The organism is Chryseolinea lacunae (genome assembly GCF_016735595.1).
Classification (GTDB): Bacteria; Bacteroidota; Bacteroidia; order Cytophagales; family Cyclobacteriaceae; genus Chryseolinea; species Chryseolinea lacunae.
In genome coordinates this window covers 51,945-69,810 of sequence record NZ_JAERRB010000016.1, presented here as the reverse complement: position 1 = coordinate 69,810, position 17,866 = coordinate 51,945, and the positions used below count along the sequence as shown (strand labels likewise).

The window sequence follows — 17,866 nt, the reverse complement described above, 5'->3', positions numbered from 1 at the left end:
ACCAATGTCAACCGAGGTTATCTTACCTAAGTATCTTTAAACAATTGAATCGAGTCTTATTACTGCAGGTTTGTTCCTGCGCGTGCATGCTGAAGCATAGCACCATCATGGAGAACAAACACACAAAGCGAAATCCTGAAATATTTCCACTCATCTTTTCCGATTCGTTCATTTCACATCCATCGAAAAATTGAAGCCTCGAAAAAAAATACTACAGCGCAAACTTCATGGGCAATACATACCGCACAGCAACCTTTCTGCCATAGTCAACTCCAGGTGTCCATGGCGGCATTTTGGAAATGACGCTCAACACCTCCGCATCAAAGCCTCTTGAGCCTGCGACTGATTTTATTATTTTGGCGTCCGATATTTTTCCGCTACGTTCTATGACAAACGAAACAAACACGTTTCCCTCAATTCCATTCTTGCGTTCCCATTCCGGATATTTCAAATTGGATTGAATGAAGTGATTCAACGCTTCCATGCCACCCTTAAACTCGGGCATCTGCATTACAAATGTTCTGGGCTCATCTGTATTTTCGTCTTCGGGCACCACCGTCATCATCCCTACGAGCATAGTTTCCTCCGTCTCCCGAACGAGCACCGAATCCTTAGCGCATGATTGAGGCCGTGTTTCGTTATCGGCCTTAACCGGTTGCTGTGACGCCTGTGCAACGGCGGCGATGCGCTTCTCATTTCGATCATCACACCCCGATAGCATCAAGCTTCCAATGGTTAGAATGTAGAATGCCAGGTTTGTATTCTTGTTCTTCTCAAGCAAACTATCGATGGTGATGCTCAACTCCTGGTAGCTATAGCGACGTGAACTTTCCGAACACGACCACAAACCCTGCTCCCCGCATTTTTGATAAGATGAAGAATGATCTCCTCCCGCTCCATGGCAGTGAAATCGTAAACGTCTTTGCAACAGCTTTCGCAGTGCCGGGACGCCAATCCGATTTTCATTTTATTCCAGTCTTCGGTGCAAGGCGTTTCTATCAGCGAATTTGTTTTCATACGAAAAATATCATGTCGGGATATAACGTCAAAACTGTGCCGTCGTCACAATTTCTCTCCAAATAATTTTAATTAGCCTAACGCGACAACAAAACTTCGCTTTTTGCCAACGGCCTTTCCGCCCAGACGCTTGAAGATGATCTCATTCAAAATCATACACCACAACCTCCACACCAGCATCACTCAGCGCCTCACGAATCACAGGCTCCATCCTATCCCACGTTCCGCCAGCCAGGCCACAGCCAATTCTCGGCATGTGCACCGACGCTGCGTGTGCTTTGGCAAAGTCTGCCACCTTTTGAAGGCCCGCACCGATCGCTTCATAGCGCACGGGTGGATTGCCTTCGCTGTCTTTTCTCACATCGCGCTGACCAATCACATTCGCTACCCAAACGTTGGGTTCCACCGATACAAATTGCACCTGACCCAGCGCAAAATTCTCGCCGCGCTTTGCCCATTGCCGGTATTCGGCTTCGGGTTCTTTCCAGCGGTTCGACAACGCCATCACGAAACTCTTGCCCCATCCGCCAATGTCGTTGCAAACGTGAACAATTATTTTGTTGCCATCGCCCACCGGGCTCGTGGCATCGCCTTTTCGATAGTTGATTTCCATGTTCAATTCAAACGTTCCATTTCCAAAATCACTTTACAAATCGCCCAACTGTGGCCGGATAATAATCTCTTCCACCACGCTCCGTCCCGACAGAGCATAGGCCGAATAAATCGCCTCGGCCACATCTTCCGATTTCATGAAGCGTTCGTCCGGCAACGATGTTCCATCCCAGCTCTCTGTGCGGGTGGCACCGGGCATGATGGCCGTGACGCGGATGCCCGTGGTTTTCAGTTCTTCGCGCAGGCATTTCGAAAATCCCAGCAGGGCAAATTTCGAAATGGCATACGACCCACCATTCGGATAGGCCATGAAGCTGGCTATGGAACACAGGTTGAAGATGTGCCCCGATGCGTGTTGCTGCATGTTGCCGATCAATCCGCGTGTCATGTTGTAGGCACTGTAGAGGTTGGCGTTGATCATGCTCTCGAGCACGCCATCGGGCTCGGCAATGATCTGGCCCGGAACGAAGAAGCCGGCGTTGTTTACCAGCACATCCACAGGACGCTGCAGGGCATTGATAAATGCGCTGAACGATTTCACTTGTGCCCGGTCGGCCAGGTCGGCCGGCTGCGTATAGACCGTCACACCATGGGCTTGTTCGACGTCGCGTTTCAGTTGGTCGAGCGCCGGTTGCTGACGCGCGCAGGTGGCCACGTCAAAACCCTGACGGGCAAACGTTTCGATCACGGCCCGGCCTATTCCCCGCGTGCCGCCGGTCACCACGATGAGTTTGTTCATGAACGTTAAATGTTAGATTTTTGGGTATCTTTCGCAAGGTAGTAATTGCCTTCGTTTGTCGCATCTATGATTAAAGAGATTGGAAAGTATTTCATTTTTCTCGGCAGCTTGTTTGTCAACCGGGAATCGTTCAAAACCTACTATAAGCTTGTGCTGGACGAGTGCATGACCATCGGCATCGGCTCCCTCTTTCTGGTGGCACTGGTGTCGACGTTTATTGGTGCGGTAACTACCGTGCAAACCGCCTTCAACATGGTGAGCGACTTCATCCCGAAATACGTGATCTCGCAGGTGGTTCGCGAAATGGTGATCCTCGAACTGGCGCCCACCATCATGGCCGTGATCTATGCCGGCAAGGTGGGCTCGAGCATGGCCAGCGGCCTGGGCACCATGCGCATCACCGAGCAAGTAGACGCCCTGGAAGTGATGGGCATCAACTCCATTTCCTACCTCGTGCTCCCGAAAATTATTGCCTCTGTGCTTATGTATCCCATGCTGGTGATCACGGCCGGTGTATGCGCGCTGTTTGGCGGCTACCTGGTGGGCACTCTCACGGGCATCATCACGCCCAACGATTTTGTGTATGGTCTGCGCTCCAGCTACAACGAATTCACCGTGGTGTTCGCGCTCATCAAATCGCTGGTGTTCGCGTTCCTGGTGGCGTCCATCTCTTCGTTCAAAGGCTATAACACGCAAGGCGGCGCGCTCGAAGTCGGTATTTCCAGTACCCAGGCCGTGACCAGCAGCGTCATTGCCGTGCTCATCGCAGACTATTTACTGGCTCAACTCCTTCTTTCGATATGATAAAGATTCAAAGCATAACCAAGACGTTTGGCGAAAGAGTAGTGTTGAACGAGATCAGCGGCACGTTCGAAAAGGGCAAGCCCAACCTCATCATCGGCGCCAGCGGAACCGGAAAAAGTGTTTTGCTGAAAAGCATCGTGGGTCTCACCAAACCCGACTATGGCCAGGTGTTCTATGACGGCCGCGACTTCTATGGTAGCGATCGCGAAACCAAAATCGAAATACGCCGCGAAATGGGCATGCTCTTTCAGGGCGGCGCGTTGTTCGATTCGAAAAACGTGGAGCAGAATGTAATGTTTCCCCTCGACGTGCTCACCAAAATGCCACAGGAAGAAAAACTCGAACGCGTCAACTTCTGTCTGAAACGGGTGGGGCTCGAAAATGTGAATTCAAAGATGCCCTCCGAAATCAGCGGGGGCATGAAGAAGCGTGTGGGCATTGCCCGCGCCATCGTGAACAATCCCAACTACCTGTTCTGCGACGAACCCAACTCGGGCCTCGATCCCCAGACGTCCATCCTCATCGACGAGCTCATCCTTGACCTCTCCGAAGACCTCGACATCACCACCATTGTGGTGACACACGACATGAACTCCGTGATGGGCATCGGCGAGAAAATCATGTTCCTCTACAAAGGCGTGAAACTCTGGGAAGGCGCCAACACCGACATCACACACTCGGGCGTGAAAGAGCTCGACGACTTTGTGTTTGCCAACAAAGTGATGAACAGCCTGCGGGGCAAATAGCGTTCGCAGAAGCCATCGCTGCACAGACTTCTATAAAAAAATAACCCCGTCACTACACGCGACGGGGTTTCTTATTTTAAGATACTTTCGTTTTGACTACACTTTTCTAAACACCGCGGTGGCGTTGTGACCACCAAAGCCGAACGTGTTGCTCATGGCCACGTTCACCGGCTTCACCACTTTTTGTCCCAGCACAATGTTGAGCCCTTTCGGAATGTCGGGGTCCACGGCCACGGTGTTGATGGTGGGTGGAATCACGCCCTCATGAACAGCCTTGATGGCAATGATGGCTTCGATCGCTCCTGCGCCGCCCAGCAAATGGCCCGTGGCCGACTTGGTGGCACTGATGTGCATTTTGGAAGCATGCTCGCCAAAGAACTTCGACACGGCCTTCATTTCACTCTCGTCGCCCACAGGCGTTGAGGTGGCGTGAGGATTCAGGTAGTCCACATCTTCGGGTTTGAGGTCGGCATCTTCCAGCGCCCACTTCATGCCCAGCTGCGCACCGGCCCCTTCGGGATGGGTGGCTGTGAGGTGATAGGCATCGGCCGACATGCCACCGCCGGCCACTTCGGCATAGATCCTGGCACCGCGTCGTTTGGCATGTTCATATTCTTCGAGAATAAGCGCGCCTGCGCCCTCGCCCATCACAAAGCCATCGCGCCCCACGTCAAACGGACGTGATGCCGACTGGGGATCGTCGTTGCGTGTCGACAACGCTTTCATGGCGCCAAAGCCACCAATGCCCGCTTCGTTCACAGCAGCTTCTGAGCCGCCGGTCACAATGATGTCGGCCTTGTTCCAGCGAATGTAGTTCATGGCATCGATGATGGCCGTGGTTGATGTTGCACACGCCGACACCGTGGTGAAGTTCACGCCCATGAAACCATATTTGATCGATATCCATCCCGACGCGATGTCGACAATCACTTTGGGAATGAAGTAAGGATTGATGCGCGGTGTTCCGTCGCCCCGGCCGAACTCGATCATTTCCTGTTGAAAGGTGTGAAAGCCTCCGTTGCCCGAGCCCCAGATAACACCCACACGGGTTTTATCTACCTTGTCCAACTCCAGTCCAGAATCTTTCAGCGCTTCGGCGGTCGACACGAGCGCGTATTGCGTGAACGGGTCCATCTTGCGCACGTCGGTCTTTTCGAAATGTTGCAGCGGGTCATAGCCTTTCAGCTCGCAGGCAAACTTCGTCTTGAACTTGGTGGTGTCGAATTTTGTAATGAGGGCCGCGCCGCTTTTTCCTGCCACCAGGTTGTTCCAAAATTCCGGAACGGTGTTTCCCAGGGGGGCCAGTGCGCCAAGGCCGGTGACCACTACTCTTCGTTGTTGCATATGCATATGTGGTTAATACTCCTTCCATTAATTTTTATTGCCCATCCTTTCTCGGCGCCGAACGTGCGGCCTCCAAAAAAGAAACGGCGAAACTACGATGCTGCCTTCTTTAGACCAAATGTCGGCTTCTTCGGGGCACCTACACCCCGATGGCGGCAAAGATACGGGTAATTTCAATAATTATACCGATCGGTATTTTCATTAACCAAAAAAGCAGGCCTGGAGTTCAACGTCCAGGCCTGCGGGAGCCCAACTAGAGGATATTTTTTTAGAGAACTAACAGACAACCAAAGTGTTAACACAACAGTGGTGATACACAACGCGATTCAGAGTCTTGGTAGATTAAAGCCACTTAAACTATAAGTCTCTTTTGTTTTTTGAATTATCCGAGGATCATTTGCTGTGCGAAAGCCTTCTGAATGAGTTGAGCCGAATTTTTCGCTTCGCTCTTGCGCAACAGGTTCTTGCGATGCGTTTCCACCGTGTGATGGCTGATGTTGAGGCGTGACGCGATCTCTTTCGTAGTTAAACCGATGGAGATCAGGGACAGTACTTCTTTTTCTTTTGATGTGAAGGAGCTCATGACATTTAATGGTTAGGTTGTTCTTTTGCCCTTTCATGAAAAAAGGGGTGCGACGTAACCCTCCCAACCAAAAAAAATTTTGAAATTTGTCCGGGAGCCTTCATATCCAACCGTATACAGAGCATTTTATATCTTTATATGTGGGTACAGGTCAGTATTTTACGTTTGGTTTCGGCTGGCCAGAGGCTATCCGGATTTTTTTAGCGAAACGGACAAGGGACCGGGAATCGGAGACCGGCCGGCAAAATGATCCCCTTGTTGATCTGTGTCCGTTCGTGAAGGTGACGATGCCACACAACGTAGGGACAGGATGATACGCGGAACAAAGCCGGGGTGTAGGCCATTCTATTCTTCCGCAGGCCGCGTGGTTATGATTATATTACCGCGTAGTTTTGATACAACCTTGCAGGAGCGTATGGTATCGTAGTTGACTAGGTTCGAAGGTAGTCATGGATTTCCCTTGTTACCGTGATGCCCGGGCCGTAGTGCCGCAAAGGCGAACGAGATTTTTTTAACTCATTTGAATCAAGTATGGAAAAAAATTCACTTACCAAGGTTACCAATTTCTTTCTTTTACATAAAGGCCGTCACGATGTTGCAAAATGAAATCATAGAAAAGATACGGTCTGGTGGTCAGGCCGAGCTGGGCGTGATTTATGAGGAGCACCGGAAGGAGTTCCTGCAGTGGATCAGCAAAGAGTATCATTGCTCGTCAGACGATGGGAAGGACATTTACCAGCTCACGATTCTCATTTTCTACGACAACATCCGGCAAGGCAAACTGGAACACCTTGTGAGCAGCGTGAAGACCTATTTGTTTGGCATTGGAAAAAATATAGCGCTTGAGAATATGCGAAAAGAAAAACGTTACACACCCATCAACCAGGAGACCTGGCTGAACGAGTATGTGGCCGACGAATCCGGTCAGGGCACTGACGACTCCTTCTTTGAATTTGCAAAAAAAGCGCTCGTCAAACTGGGGCAACCTTGCCAGCAACTCATCGAGTTGTTCTACTACGAAAAGAAAAGCATCGCCGAGATCGCCAGCTCCATGCACTACAAAAACGGCGAGACGGCAAAAAATCAGAAGTGCAAATGTATGGCCCGCCTGCGCAAGCTCTTTGAAATCGAAATGACAAAACCTCAAAATGTTGTAAACCATGGCTACTGAAAACGATATCCTCCTGGTGGAAAAATACTTCGACGACGAACTCACCGCCGTGGAGAAAGAACAGGTGATGCAGCGTGTGGCTATGGACGTGCAATTCAAAACATTGTTCGACCAGGAGAAGGTGCTCATCCGCGCCATCCGCCATCAAGGGCTTCGCGAAAATCTGACGTTCCTGAAAACACTCGAAAGCAATATCGACCAGCAAACACCCGCTTCGCGTTCATTCAAATGGTATTATCTCGCGGCAGCACTGGCCGGCACGCTGGCCATCGTCACGTTTCTGGTGAACCGCCCCGACGATCCGCAGCAACTTTTTCAAAGCTATTTCAAGCCCTACCCCAATGTGTTTGAGCCAACCGTGCGCGGCACCGAAGCCACCACCCCACGGGCCGAAGCCTTTCAGGCCTATGAGCAGGGAGACTATGCAAAAGCCGCAGAACAATTGGAAGCACTCTATGTGCAGCATCCCGAACCGGAAGTGCTCATGCTGCTGGGCAACACAAATTTAATGCTCGGGCATATAACAGAAGCCGAAAATAATTTCATTACTTTAAATCACGAATACGACGGACTGGACGTGCCCGCACAGTGGTACCTCAGTCTTTGCTATCTGAAGCGGGGCGAAGTGCAACATGCACGAACACTATTGAAGAAAATTGAGGGGACAGAAAATTCGTATGCATCAAAGGCGAAAGAACTATTGGAGAAACTGAACTAACAACCCCATAAAACAAATCCCCTTAAACCCATGAAGATGACCAAACAGGACGTTTCAAGGGCTTCCGACTTTATAGAGTTTACCTTACACGTGAACGCCCTGAAGAAAAGTGAAGAAACCCTTAAGAAAGAAAGTGCCGACGCAAAACAAAAGGGACATGACGATCATGAAAATCATGACAATCACAAACACAATCATGCCTTCGAATTTGAACTCGATCTGAATCCCTTCCTCAGAATCTACGAAAAAGAAGAAAGAGTTCTTAAAATTCACCACATGAAGTGTTTCTTCGAATACATGGTGAGTTTCATGGAGCGGCTCGAAGACCTGGACGACTGCGATCGCATCAGCAGGGTATATCACAAACAAAACAGCCCGTCGCTCACTAACATCAGCTACACAAGCTCCTTCAACGGCGACCTTCCTCCCCCAAAAAATCCAAAAGATCCCATGCGTTAATATCTCCGTTTCAATCCTATAAACACCAGGAGCAGAATCAACAGCACGACCGCCGTCGCCACGTAGATTCTGCTCCTGTTGCTTTCAAACACAGGGTTCAAATCGCCATAGGCCACCAGCGGCGCCCAGATGGCCGGGTCGGAAGTGATTTCGTCTCCCTTTTCCAGATATAATTTTTTCGCATGCTGCAGCGCACCGTCTATGGGCAATCCGTCTTGCAGGCTTCCATAAAAATTATCCATCACGTCCACGGCCGCCTGGTCGTGCACTTTCCACAAGCTCATCAAAATATTCTGACACCCCGAAAACACAAAGGCGCTGGCCATGCTGATCATGCCTTCGCCGCGATAGGCTTTGCCGATGCCCGACTCGCACGAGCTGAGCACGGCGAGGTTGGCTTTCAGTTTCAGCCCATACAGTTCATAGGCGTGCAGCTCGCCGTCTTCGAGGGAGTCGTAGCGCGAACGGAAATAGAGGGAAGCCGAATAGTTCTGGTCGGTGTTGCCTTTGCCGTGGATGGCGAGGTGAATGATGTCGAACGTGGGGGCCAGCAATTTGAAACGTGTCTCTGTCACTTCGGGACCGCTCAGAAATTTGCCGTCCACAAAGCGTTTCTCCAACGCCTTCAGTTCATCTTCCGTGCCACCAATCTCCGTCAGGTTTTCGGTGAGCGCACCTAGGCGGTTGCCCCCGGTGAACCCCATGGCCAACACTTTCGGATTGTGCACCGTCCGTTTTTTGCTGTTGATCAGCAGCGAGGCCGAATACGTGTAGCCCACGGGATAGTGCTTGACCAGGTAAGACAATGATCGATAGTCCACACCGACACTTTGCGACGGCTCCAGCAACAACACTTCAAACGGTATCTGGCTCACCGGCCCATCGGGCACAACCTGAATGCGTTCTTTTTGCGACAACCTGGACGCAAAGGGTTGAACCAGGATGGTGTACAACTGATGGGCACTCGCCGTAAAATTCCGAAACACGTCGGGGCTCAGGCTGGAGTGCTCGGTGGAAAAATGCGTCAATAATTTTTTAACGACGGTCTGAATGCTGTCGGAGTTGCCGATTTTTTTCAACATGGCCTGTTCGCCGTCAATGGCCAGCGCATACACGTTCTTGCTGCCCCAGAAATATTCCAGCACCACGCTTTTTTCCTGACGCGCCAGGGCCTTCACTTTGTCGAGCGACGGCACCGGATATTCGCCTGTCGCGGAAAAATAGCCGGGATATTTTTCTTCCAGTATCGGTTTGATCGCCTGTATTCTCCGGTCCACGGCCACCACTTCCTGGCGAAGTTCTTCCACGCGTTGGCCATTTGTTTTTTCGGTTTCCCGGGCCAGCGCATCTTCGGCGCTAAAGAGTGCGCGGGTCAGTGCGTTGTAGCGGTTGAAGAGACTGTCGGTGGTGTTGACGGCGCTCACAATGCGCGCCTTGGCCAGCATGGCGTTGAGGCTGTGCGTTTTGCTGCGCTCGAAATAGCGGAACGAAAGATTGAGAAGCGAATCGTTCGGGCTCTCCTTCATCAACGCGTAGAGCGTGGCCTGAATTTGTTCATACACGTTATAGTTCGAGTCTGTATACTTCCACTTCGACTCTTCGAGGTCTAGCATGTTCCTTCCTTGCTTCACCAGTTCTTCCGTCAGCATCCAGCATTGCAAGGCCGTTTGCAGAAGTTGTGGCTGTTTGGTTTGCGTGTAGCGCTCCATCAGCTGCTCGGCTTTTTTGCTTAGCGCGCGATACACAAAATAGTGCAGACCAATGGCCTTCGCGTCGGGGTTGTCTTCTACGCGGCGCGAATGAAACGCGGGCACAGCAAACGTCATGGCCTGCTGATAGAAATACAACGCCGAGTCGGGATGATTCATCATCCGGTGGTAGTCGCCCTGCCCCAGGGTGGCTTCCATGGCGGGGCGGCCGCTCAGCATGTTCATGCGTTGAAGCGTGGTGCGAATGCGCCGGAAGTTTTTCATGGCCTGTTCATAATCGCCTTTCTGATAGTAGGCAATCGCCATCTGATAGAGGCATTCCACATACAACACCGAGTTGGTTTCGCCAATGCGGTGATAGAGTGCCTGTGCGCTCAAAAACTTTGCAATGGCCTGATCGAAGGCGGAGTCGTTGCGCAGCATCTCGCCCATGCCGCGATAGTGTGAGGCCAGCGCAGAGGGGCCGTTGCCACTTTTCGGATTGAGGTCTATGGCCTTCTGATAATACACCGCCGCTTCTTTCAACTCGCCACGGTCGCGATAGATGTTGGCCACGATGGCATAGGAACGCTCCAGGAAATCGAGGTTGTTTATTTTCTTCACCAGCTCAATGGTCTTCATGCCATAGGCGATGGCTTTTTCATAGTCCTGTTGAGAGCGGTTGGTGGTGGCGAGGCTGTAGTAGTTGCGCGCCAGTTCGAAGTTGTATAGCGGCCGGCTCCGCTCCTTCTCGTCCATGTGTTCGCGAATGAGCAGGGCTTTTTCATAGCTCTTCTCGGCTTCCTGAAAATCGAAGACATAATATTTGTAGACGTCGCCTTGCTGGTGATAACATTCCGCCACGCTTTCGTTGGCTTCGCCCATAATGTTTTTGCGGATAATTTTGGCGCGCTCATAGTGATAGAGTGCCGAGTCGAACTGGTGCACGGCTTCCACATAGAGCTCGGCCAGTGCATAGTGAAGTTTGGCCGTGGGCAAATCCTGTTTCCTGCCTACGCGGCGCAGGGCTTCTTTCAAAAACACAAGGGCTTCGGCCTGGCTGGCGTTGTCGGTCGCGAGGATGGAGAGCGAATAAACACAAACAATGTAGGTGTCCATGTCATGCTGCGCGAGGGCAAAGTCTTTTGCCTCTTTCATCCGGGCATAGGCCTTTGCGGGATCCGTTTGCCGGATCGCCAGCGCTGCATCATGAAGCTTTTGGGCGGGTGAAACAGTTTGGGCAGCGGCCGGCATCACACCGGCCACCACCATCATTAAAAAAAGAATCCTCAGGCGTACCATATCCATCACATCCCTGAATATAGGGACAGATTCTTCATTTCCCACGACGCTTTTAGCAGTTTTCTGCTACGCCTTTCTAGATCGTTTTCAAACCGATGCACGGTCAGGCTTTCACCTTGTAGCCGCGCACGCCAAAAAAGAAAATCACAATAAAGGCCACCAACGGAATGTAGAGTGCGTGCTGCATGTTGGTTTGCGACAGCTGTCCCGTGAGCGGGGGCAACACTGCGCCACCCACAATGGCCATGATCACCAACCCCGCCCCCAGCTTCACCTGGTCGCCCAGATTTTTAACCGAGAGTGCAAAGATGGTGGGAAACATAATAGACATGAAGAAGTAGGTGCATGTGATGGCCGCGATGGCCGCAATGCCCTCACCCAGCAGGCCGTAGACAAGCAACACCACACACGCCGCGGCATAGACCGCCAGCAATGAGTGCGCTTTAAACTTGGTGAGCAGCCATGTGCCCACAAAACGACCGATCATAAACAACACAAGGGCAAACGATGCGTGGAAGCTCGCTATTTGCGTGGGGGTCATGTCGCCCGAAAGGCGATAGAGCCATTCCACCACGGCAATGTTTTCGAACTTGGCCATGCCCAGTTTCAGGTCCACAAAATAACCCCACAGCGATGCTTGTGCGCCCACGTAAAAGAATTGTGCCACCACCCCAAACACGAGGTGACGATGACGGAAGATCCCTTTGAACGATGCCTCCTTTTCGGCTGCCGTAGAAATCTCCGGCATTTTGGTGAAGGCAAACAAGATGGCCACAAACAACACTATGCCGGCAATGACCAGATACGGAAACTGCACCGACTGTGCTTCGGCAATGCGTATAGCCTCCGCGTGTGCTGTGGGCATAGCGTCCAGCATTTCGTTGGTATATTCTTTCGTGGAAAAAATAAACAAACTGCCCACTACCGGTCCAAGAATGATGCTGAGACCATTAAACGATTGCGAGAAGTTTATGCGACTGTCGGCAGTGGCCGGGTTGCCCAACACGGTGACATAGGGGTTGGCCGCTGTTTCCAGGAAGGCAAGCCCGCAGGCAATCACAAACAAGGCAAAAAGGAAAAAGCCGTACACGCGCATCTCTGCTGCCGGGTAGAACAGGAATGCTCCGATGGCATAGAGAAACAACCCGATGAGGATGCCCTTCTTATAGCCGATTCGGTTCATCAGAAGTCCCGCGGGAAGAGCCATCACAAAATAACCGATATAGAACGCCGAATCCACAATGCCCGCCTGGGCACGGTTCAGGTTCAGGGCCGTCTGGAAATGTTTTATGAGCGTGCCGTTCAAACTGTTGGCCAGGCCCCAGAGAAAAAAGAGGCTGGTCACCAATATGAAGGGTAGCAGATACGATTTGCCCGTTTGGGTTTGATCCGTTTGCACGGTGTTGGTGTTGAGAATAGGCATAGGGTTGGTTGTGGTTGTAGGGTTGGCGTTTTTTTATTGTGGCACGTAGTTCCGGGCGGTCTGTTTCTGTTCGCCCAGGCCTTGTATGCCCAGCTCAACAACATCGCCTGCCTTGAGATAGATCGGGGGTTTGAAGCCAAGGCCCACGCCGGCCGGTGTGCCTGTGGAGATCACGTCGCCTGGGAGCAGGGTCATGAACTGGCTGAGGTAACTCACCAGGTATGGAACTTTAAAAATGAGGTCGTCGGTGTTGCCGTCCTGCATGGTTTTGCCGTTCACTTTCAGCCACATGCTCAGGCTATTCACGTCGCCCACTTCGTCGGGTGTGACGAGGTAAGGGCCGAGGGGCGCAAAGGTGTCGCAGCTTTTTCCTTTCACCCACTGGCCATTGCGCTCCAGTTGGTATTCGCGTTCGCTATAGTCGTTGTGCAGGCAATAGCCGGCTACATAGTGCAGGGCGTCGGCTTCTTTCACATATGATGCCTTCTTGCCGATCACTACCGCCAGCTCCACCTCCCAGTCGGTCTTCACACTGTTGTGCGGAATAACCAGGTCATCGTCGGGACCAACGAGGGCCGTTGTGGCTTTAAAAAACACGATGGGTTCCGAGGGCAGCGGCATGTTCGATTCAGCCGCGTGTTTTGCATAGTTGAGACCGATGCAAATGATTTTGGATGGGCGTGTGAACGGTGCTCCAAAGCGCACACCCGCCGTCACCTTCGGCAGGTTTGCCTGGTGCGTCTTCAGCCATTCGGCAAAGCGCTGCAAGCCGTTGTTTTCAAAAAATGTTTCTCCAAAATCTTCGCCGAACGATGATGCGTCAAGAATTTCGTGGTTCACCAGCACGCCGGGTTTTTCCTGGCCCGGTTTGCCGAAACGTAATAGTTTCATATCGCTGTAATTTTCAAATAGGTTTAAAAAAAAGTATTCGTCTTCAAAGAACCAAGGTTCTTTTTATGTCCGGCAATGTCTACCACGGCAGGGCTGTGCGCGTGGGGCACGCGGTCTATGTGTTCAATCTAATAAATCCGCCGTCAATGGGATAGTCGCTGCCGGTCACAAATGCCGCTTCGTCCGAACACAGGTAGAGGGCGAGTGAAGCCACTTCGTCGGGTTTGCCCATGCGGCCAATGGGTTGTGTTTTCGACAGCTTTTCGAACATTTCGGTTTCCTGTCCGGGATAGTTTTTGGCCAGGAAGTTGTCTACGAAGGCGGTGTGCACGCGCGCGGGCGAAATGCAGTTGCAGCGGATGTTGTCTTTGATGTAGTCTTTGGCCACCGACAGGGTCATGCTCACCACGGCACCTTTGCTCATGGAGTAGGCAAACCGGTCGACCAACCCCAGGCCTGAGGCAACCGAGGCTACGTTGAGGACCACGCCCCCACCCTGCTGTTTCATGTGCGGCACCACGGCATACATGGCGTTGTAGACACCTTTGATGTTGACCTGGAAAATCCGGTCCATGTCTTCGGCCGACGTGGTTTCCAGTTTGCCGATGTGTGAGATGCCAGCGCTGTTCACGAGAATATCGAGGCGGCCGGTGATTTTTTGAATGGCGGCGGCGGCGGTTTTCAGTTGTTCCTGGTCGGCCACGTTCACGGCGAACGCGGTGGCTTTGCCGCCTTTGCTTTCGATCGCCTTCACGGTGTCGTCGGCATTGGCTTGGCTCAGTTCGAGAATGAAGACATGGGCACCTTGGGCGGCAAATAATTCGGCGATCGCTTTTCCGATGCCACTGCCTCCGCCTGTGATCAGTGCGGTTTTGTGTTGAAGATTAAACATGGTTAGTAGAGAAATTTCAAAGACTGTGCGGGCCGGTTAAAAAAGTGTCCCACTCCCCGGCCTGACCATTCATGTGGTCTTTTAGGAAGATGGCGTAAGAAGGTTTGTAAGGCTTTTTGCGCAAGGGCATCTCGGCGCCTTCTGGTGTGAAGTCGCCTTTTTTGGCGTTGCATTTTTTACAGGCGGTCACCAGGTTGGTCCAGGTGTCGGCACCGCCTTTGGCGCGGGGCACCACGTGGTCGATGGTGAGGTCGCGCCGTGTGCCGCAATACTGGCACTCGAAGTTGTCGCGTTTGAATATGTTCTGCCGGGTAAGATTAACGCCCTTGTAGGGGGCGTTAACATATCGGTTCAGGCGGATGACAGATGGCATGGGATAGCTTTGACTCACGGTATGCAACCGGTGACCGTTTGCTGGGCGAACCAGTTCACTTTTGTTCAAAAAAACAAGAATGAACGCCCGTTCCACTGAGCATACCATCAGCGGACTGTTGTCTTGATTCAGCACCAATACCCTACTGCTCATCGCGAAAATTGTTTAGTAGAGGACCCGTATCACCACCGCGCAAACGCATGTTTTGCCCGGCTTCAGGATGGTAAGATAAAACCAATCTTGCTACCAAACAACGCGACAGGGAAGTTTAGGCGACCGGATGGTGCTATTTGACCGGCCGCCACAAGCAGTGCCAGGCCTTATCAATCGGCAAGGATACGGCGGACGTGCGCGAACTGGTGTGTGTAGATTTTTGACTCCACGTTCAGGATACCCTCGTCGTTGAGGTGGTCGATGCGCACACGGCCCGACGCGTGGATGATCTTGTCTTCTTCCAGCAAAATGCCCACGTGGTTGATTTTGTTGTCTTTGTTTTTGAAGAACACAAGGTCGCCGGGTTTGCTGTCGCCAAGTTCTTTCACAGATTTACCCTGGTTGGCTTGCTGCCCGCTGTCGCGGAACAGGCGGAACCCGGAGATTTTGAACACCATCTGCACAAAGCCGGAGCAGTCGATGCCAAACGGATTTTTGCCGCCCCACAGATAGGGTGTGTTCAGGTATTTCAGCGCGGCGCTGCGCACAAACTCGAACTCACGTTTTTGCCCCACGTTCTTGGCTTCACCGTTAAAGGCAAACTGTTCTTCCATCTTGAACAGCTCGGAGCTGGAGATGGGAATCATGCTGCCCATCAGAATGATCTGCGGACTTTTGTTGTAGAGAATGCTGGTGGTGATGTCGGTGGTGATCTTGAATTCGGCGCGGGTGAGATACTCGAAGTAGTCGGCCGAAATGGTGTGGTGCTGTTTGGCATCGATCCAGCCTTCGTATTGATCGAAGTGGACACGGATGCGGAGCCACTTCTTGTCGCCGGTTTGTTCCAGCACCTCATAGTGGTCGCCAAAAAGAAGTTGTGTTACCTGTTCGGCTTTGTCGGCGGCATCGGCCCGAACGGGCACGACGCTGAGACGGCATACGCCATAGTCCAGTAATTCCATGTATGTCGAGAGAGTCTAGGTTGCTACTTCATTTCAATTTCAGCCGATGCAGTTCGCGTTTGGCATCGCGTTCTTTGATGCTGTCGCGCTTATCGTGCGTCTTCTTTCCCTTGGCCAGCGCGATCTCCAATTTGGCTATGCCACGGTCATTTATAAACAAGCGGGTGGGAACAAGGGTTAAGCCTTTTTCCTCCACTTTGCCTTCCAGTTTTTTAAGTTCCGATCGTTTCAGCAACAGCTTGCGTTCGCGCGTTGCCTCGTGATTATAGTGTGTGCCTTGGGCATAGGGCGTTATGTTGATTCCCTTGGCAAACAATTCTCCGTTGCTAAGGTAACAATATCCGTCCTGAAGATTGGCTTTGCCTTCGCGAATGGATTTTATTTCTGTGCCTGTCAGCACCATGCCCGCCACCCATTTGTCCAGCAACTCATAGTCAAACCCGGCCTGGCGGTTCTTGATGTTGATATCGTTCGAGAATCTCTGTTTCATAAACCTTTTGGTTCGCCCGCAGGCGTCATCTTTTGTTGAAAAGCGCTTCCAGCCGGGAGCGCTTCATAATTTTCTGACCCGTTTCGCCGGTCGCAATCAAACGATCGCCCACCCGGGCTTCGTATGTGCAACGCAACTCGTGGCCTTCGAGGTGCAGGATGCGCGCTGTGAACACCACCTCGTCGCCCACAAAGGCCGGACCCTGGTGTGTTATGGTCAGCATCGTGCCCACACCTTCTTCGTCGGAGTCGCACATCTGCAACACAAATTGCCGCGAGGTCCACTCGATGTCGCGGGCCAGCGCAAAGGTGGAGCAGACCGGGTGCACTTCCTTGCCGTGAAAAGCGGCCACATCTTCGGGCGTCACCACCTTCCGGTAGTGCAGCGTGTCGCCGATGTTGAAGGGTGATTGCATGAGGGACTATCAGCTTTTTGAATTGTTTCGTGTCGTCACATTCCGCATCGCGCCGTTCCCCTCTCCTGTTCCTTTTTCAAATCGGCATCCGCGCCAGGGGCGCCACGTCCAAGGTGCTGAAGTTGCCGTCGAGGTATTTAAAATGTGCAGCCATGGCAATCATGGCGGCGTTGTCGGTGCAATACTCCAATGCGGGAATAAAAATACGCCAACCTTTCTTTTCTCCTACTTCTTTCAAGGTTTTCCGCAGCCCGGCGTTGGCCGACACGCCCCCGGCAATGGCAATGTCGCGGATGCCCGTTTGCTCGGCGGCCTGCACGAGCCTTGTCATCAGCATGTTCACCAGGTGGCGTTGCAGGCTGGCGCAGATGTCGTTCACATTTTCTTCCACAAACCGGGGGTTCTTCAGTTTCTCGTCACGCAGAAAATAGAGGAACGCCGTCTTGATGCCACTGAACGAAAAGTCCAGACCCGGCATATTGGTTTCGGAGAATTTGTAAGCGTTTGCATTGCCCAGCTGCGCATACTTGTCGATGAGCGGGCCGCCGGGATAGGGAAGCCCCATAATTTTGGCGGCTTTATCAAACGCCTCGCCCACGGCGTCGTCTTGTGTTTGCCCGATCACAGTCATGTCCAGATGGCTTTTCACCAGCACAATCTGGGTGTGCCCGCCGCTCACGGTGAGGCACAGGAACGGAAAGTCGGGTTGGGGTGGATCAATAAAGTGGGCCAGCACGTGGGCCTGCATGTGGTTCACTTCGATGAGGGGAATGTTGAGGGCCATGGCCAGGCCTTTGGCAAAGGAAACACCTACCAGCAACGCGCCCATCAGGCCCGGACCGCGGGTGAACGCCACCGCGTGAAGGTCGCGCTGGGTGAGGCCCGATTTTTGGAGAGCTTCGTCCACCACCGCCACAATGTTTTGCTGGTGGGCACGCGACGCCAGCTCGGGCACCACACCGCCGTATTTTTGGTGCACTGCCTGGGTGGCGATAATATTATTAAGTACCTTGCCGTTTAGTATCACGGAGGCAGAAGTCTCATCGCAAGAAGACTCAATGGCAAGGATAACGGGATGCATATG

19 protein-coding genes are annotated in these 17,866 nt (G+C 52.2%); 5 read left to right on the top strand and 14 right to left on the bottom strand.

The genetic code is table 11. The features are described 5' to 3' along the window. Positions 1-211: 211 nt before the first annotated feature. The 3 genes from JI741_RS29520 to JI741_RS29510 form a co-directional block, all read right to left on the bottom strand. Positions 212-847: an energy transducer TonB gene (locus JI741_RS29520; protein WP_202015834.1), complete on the bottom strand. Its 636-nt coding sequence runs from the start codon at positions 845-847 to the stop codon at positions 212-214. Positions 848-1,159: 312 nt separating this feature from the next. Further along, positions 1,160-1,630 (bottom strand): macro domain-containing protein, encoded by a 471-nt coding sequence (locus JI741_RS29515; RefSeq protein ID WP_202015833.1) that lies wholly within the window; start codon positions 1,628-1,630, stop codon positions 1,160-1,162. A 33-nt stretch (positions 1,631-1,663) separates the two neighbouring features. Next, complete coding sequence (locus tag JI741_RS29510) at positions 1,664-2,368, bottom strand: SDR family NAD(P)-dependent oxidoreductase (protein ID WP_202015832.1); 705 nt, start codon at positions 2,366-2,368, stop codon at positions 1,664-1,666. A gap of 69 nt (positions 2,369-2,437) precedes the next feature. Between JI741_RS29510 and JI741_RS29505 the strand changes: the two genes are divergently transcribed. Together JI741_RS29505 and JI741_RS29500 are read left to right on the top strand one after the other, a co-directional pair. Beyond that, the gene (locus tag JI741_RS29505) at positions 2,438-3,172 is read left to right on the top strand and encodes an MlaE family ABC transporter permease (protein ID WP_202015945.1); all 735 of its coding nucleotides are present in this window, start codon (positions 2,438-2,440) and stop codon (positions 3,170-3,172) included. Beyond that, positions 3,169-3,918 carry an ABC transporter ATP-binding protein gene (locus tag JI741_RS29500; protein ID WP_202015831.1) on the top strand — a complete coding sequence of 250 codons (750 nt, stop codon included), beginning with the start codon at positions 3,169-3,171 and terminating at the stop codon, positions 3,916-3,918. Before JI741_RS29505 ends, JI741_RS29500 begins: the two co-directional genes overlap by 4 nt. 96 nt (positions 3,919-4,014) lie before the next feature. Here JI741_RS29500 and fabF read toward each other — a convergent pair whose 3' ends face one another. Both fabF and JI741_RS29490 read right to left on the bottom strand, forming a co-directional pair. After that, the gene (gene fabF, locus JI741_RS29495) at positions 4,015-5,262 is read right to left on the bottom strand and encodes a beta-ketoacyl-ACP synthase II (RefSeq protein ID WP_202015829.1); all 1,248 of its coding nucleotides are present in this window, start codon (positions 5,260-5,262) and stop codon (positions 4,015-4,017) included. A 382-nt stretch (positions 5,263-5,644) separates the two neighbouring features. Continuing rightward, positions 5,645-5,845: a response regulator transcription factor gene (locus tag JI741_RS29490; RefSeq protein WP_202015828.1), complete on the bottom strand. Its 201-nt coding sequence runs from the start codon at positions 5,843-5,845 to the stop codon at positions 5,645-5,647. A 592-nt stretch (positions 5,846-6,437) separates the two neighbouring features. Between JI741_RS29490 and JI741_RS29485 the strand changes: the two genes are divergently transcribed. Genes JI741_RS29485 through JI741_RS29475 form a run of 3 tightly spaced genes read left to right on the top strand, consistent with a single transcriptional unit; the run spans position 6,438 to position 8,193 of the window. Further along, the gene (locus JI741_RS29485; RefSeq protein ID WP_202015827.1) at positions 6,438-7,016 is read left to right on the top strand and encodes an RNA polymerase sigma factor; all 579 of its coding nucleotides are present in this window, start codon (positions 6,438-6,440) and stop codon (positions 7,014-7,016) included. Beyond that, positions 7,006-7,734: a tetratricopeptide repeat protein gene (locus tag JI741_RS29480; protein WP_202015826.1), complete on the top strand. Its 729-nt coding sequence runs from the start codon at positions 7,006-7,008 to the stop codon at positions 7,732-7,734. Before JI741_RS29485 ends, JI741_RS29480 begins: the two co-directional genes overlap by 11 nt. A 30-nt stretch (positions 7,735-7,764) precedes the next feature. Continuing rightward, positions 7,765-8,193, top strand: a complete 429-nt coding sequence (locus tag JI741_RS29475) for a hypothetical protein (RefSeq protein WP_202015825.1) — start codon at positions 7,765-7,767, stop codon at positions 8,191-8,193. Here JI741_RS29475 and JI741_RS29470 read toward each other — a convergent pair. The 9 genes from JI741_RS29470 to tsaD form a co-directional block, all read right to left on the bottom strand. After that, positions 8,190-11,189: a CHAT domain-containing protein gene (locus JI741_RS29470; RefSeq protein WP_202015824.1), complete on the bottom strand. Its 3,000-nt coding sequence runs from the start codon at positions 11,187-11,189 to the stop codon at positions 8,190-8,192. The genes JI741_RS29475 and JI741_RS29470 overlap by 4 nt on opposite strands. Before the next feature lie 97 nt (positions 11,190-11,286). Then, positions 11,287-12,606 (bottom strand): L-fucose:H+ symporter permease, encoded by a 1,320-nt coding sequence (gene fucP / locus JI741_RS29465; protein WP_202015823.1) that lies wholly within the window; start codon positions 12,604-12,606, stop codon positions 11,287-11,289. A 33-nt stretch (positions 12,607-12,639) separates the two neighbouring features. Beyond that, a complete protein-coding gene (locus tag JI741_RS29460; RefSeq protein ID WP_202015821.1) occupies positions 12,640-13,497 on the bottom strand; it encodes a fumarylacetoacetate hydrolase family protein in 858 nt (285 codons plus the stop codon). A gap of 115 nt (positions 13,498-13,612) precedes the next feature. Continuing rightward, positions 13,613-14,389 carry an SDR family NAD(P)-dependent oxidoreductase gene (locus JI741_RS29455; RefSeq protein ID WP_202015819.1) on the bottom strand — a complete coding sequence of 259 codons (777 nt, stop codon included), beginning with the start codon at positions 14,387-14,389 and terminating at the stop codon, positions 13,613-13,615. A 16-nt stretch (positions 14,390-14,405) separates the two neighbouring features. Beyond that, positions 14,406-14,915 (bottom strand): HNH endonuclease, encoded by a 510-nt coding sequence (locus JI741_RS29450; RefSeq protein WP_202015817.1) that lies wholly within the window; start codon positions 14,913-14,915, stop codon positions 14,406-14,408. 170 nt (positions 14,916-15,085) lie between these two features. Continuing rightward, positions 15,086-15,877: a C40 family peptidase gene (locus tag JI741_RS29445; protein ID WP_202015815.1), complete on the bottom strand. Its 792-nt coding sequence runs from the start codon at positions 15,875-15,877 to the stop codon at positions 15,086-15,088. Positions 15,878-15,905: 28 nt separating this feature from the next. Further along, on the bottom strand, positions 15,906-16,367 hold the full coding sequence (smpB, locus tag JI741_RS29440) for an SsrA-binding protein SmpB (RefSeq protein WP_202015814.1): 462 nt from the start codon (positions 16,365-16,367) through the stop codon (positions 15,906-15,908). 25 nt (positions 16,368-16,392) lie between these two features. Further along, the gene (locus tag JI741_RS29435) at positions 16,393-16,782 is read right to left on the bottom strand and encodes a thioesterase family protein (RefSeq protein ID WP_202015813.1); all 390 of its coding nucleotides are present in this window, start codon (positions 16,780-16,782) and stop codon (positions 16,393-16,395) included. Between the two features lie 76 nt (positions 16,783-16,858). After that, positions 16,859-17,863 (bottom strand): tRNA (adenosine(37)-N6)-threonylcarbamoyltransferase complex transferase subunit TsaD, encoded by a 1,005-nt coding sequence (gene tsaD, locus JI741_RS29430; protein ID WP_202015812.1) that lies wholly within the window; start codon positions 17,861-17,863, stop codon positions 16,859-16,861. Positions 17,864-17,866: the final 3 nt, after the last annotated feature.

Bases quoted from the DNA above. Each gene is read 5' to 3' on its own strand.
- JI741_RS29510 (WP_202015832.1), bottom strand. From the start codon at position 2,368: ATGAACAAACTCATCGTGGTGACCGGCGGCACGCGGGGAATAGGCCGG.
- smpB (WP_202015814.1), bottom strand. From the start codon at position 16,367: ATGAAACAGAGATTCTCGAACGATATCAACATCAAGAACCGCCAGGCC.
- JI741_RS29460 (WP_202015821.1), bottom strand. From the start codon at position 13,497: ATGAAACTATTACGTTTCGGCAAACCGGGCCAGGAAAAACCCGGCGTG.
- JI741_RS29470 (WP_202015824.1), bottom strand. From the start codon at position 11,189: ATGGATATGGTACGCCTGAGGATTCTTTTTTTAATGATGGTGGTGGCC.
- JI741_RS29490 (WP_202015828.1), bottom strand. From the start codon at position 5,845: ATGAGCTCCTTCACATCAAAAGAAAAAGAAGTACTGTCCCTGATCTCC.
- fucP (WP_202015823.1), bottom strand. From the start codon at position 12,606: ATGCCTATTCTCAACACCAACACCGTGCAAACGGATCAAACCCAAACG.
- JI741_RS29445 (WP_202015815.1), bottom strand. From the start codon at position 15,877: ATGGAATTACTGGACTATGGCGTATGCCGTCTCAGCGTCGTGCCCGTT.
- JI741_RS29435 (WP_202015813.1), bottom strand. From the start codon at position 16,782: ATGCAATCACCCTTCAACATCGGCGACACGCTGCACTACCGGAAGGTG.
- JI741_RS29480 (WP_202015826.1), top strand. From the start codon at position 7,006: ATGGCTACTGAAAACGATATCCTCCTGGTGGAAAAATACTTCGACGAC.
- tsaD (WP_202015812.1), bottom strand. From the start codon at position 17,863: ATGCATCCCGTTATCCTTGCCATTGAGTCTTCTTGCGATGAGACTTCT.
- JI741_RS29500 (WP_202015831.1), top strand. From the start codon at position 3,169: ATGATAAAGATTCAAAGCATAACCAAGACGTTTGGCGAAAGAGTAGTG.
- JI741_RS29485 (WP_202015827.1), top strand. From the start codon at position 6,438: ATGTTGCAAAATGAAATCATAGAAAAGATACGGTCTGGTGGTCAGGCC.
- JI741_RS29455 (WP_202015819.1), bottom strand. From the start codon at position 14,389: ATGTTTAATCTTCAACACAAAACCGCACTGATCACAGGCGGAGGCAGT.
- JI741_RS29475 (WP_202015825.1), top strand. From the start codon at position 7,765: ATGAAGATGACCAAACAGGACGTTTCAAGGGCTTCCGACTTTATAGAG.
- JI741_RS29450 (WP_202015817.1), bottom strand. From the start codon at position 14,915: ATGAGCAGTAGGGTATTGGTGCTGAATCAAGACAACAGTCCGCTGATG.
- fabF (WP_202015829.1), bottom strand. From the start codon at position 5,262: ATGCAACAACGAAGAGTAGTGGTCACCGGCCTTGGCGCACTGGCCCCC.
- JI741_RS29515 (WP_202015833.1), bottom strand. From the start codon at position 1,630: ATGGAAATCAACTATCGAAAAGGCGATGCCACGAGCCCGGTGGGCGAT.